The organism is Pseudomonas sp. P5_A12 (assembly GCF_056400685.1).
In genome coordinates this window covers 1-535 of the sequence record NZ_JBFUKU010000645.1, presented here as the reverse complement: position 1 = coordinate 535, position 535 = coordinate 1, and the positions used below count along the sequence as shown (strand labels likewise).

The following is a 535-nucleotide window of genomic DNA, read 5'->3' as shown; positions in this document are numbered from 1 at the left end:
TGTATGGCCGAATGAGTGCACTACCGAGTGCATTGGGCGCTGGTGTTGCCGATGCTATATATGCTGCAATTGCATTGGTTGGTGCTGCACTTGTCAATGTGTTTGTGTATGAGTTTCGGCAATTTTTGGTCGTTGCTTCTGTTGTATATCTTTTCTATTTGGGTGTTAAGATATTCAGGTATGCAGATCCTGATGTATCAGTTTCGCAAAAGGCTGGGTTTATTTCTGTCTTCGCTTTGACGATGACTAACCCGCTGACCATTGTTGCGATTACTTCTTACGTTTTTGCCAACCATTCGGGTGGGGCGGTGGTTAATATGCCTGTCTTTATTTCAGGCTTTTTTATTGGTAGTTTCGCTGGTCAGATGGTATATGCATTAGGCGGTGATATTGTCGGTAAGATGTTGTCGGGTAGAGTGAATTTTCGAATATTAAATTGGCTGAGCGGCTTTTATTTGATTGCATTCTCTATATGGAAATTACACCATTTTATTAAGGATGAAGGTTTTTTATGGGGAGTGGGTTGATCTATGGG

1 protein-coding gene is annotated in these 535 nt (G+C 41.7%); it reads left to right on the top strand.

Going from position 1 to position 535, the window contains the following annotated elements; translation table 11 throughout:
• On the top strand, positions 1 to 527 hold a 527-nt coding region (locus AC1DSG_RS31700), incomplete at its 5' end, for a LysE family translocator (RefSeq protein ID WP_477794368.1).
• Positions 528 to 535 lie beyond the last annotated feature (8 nt).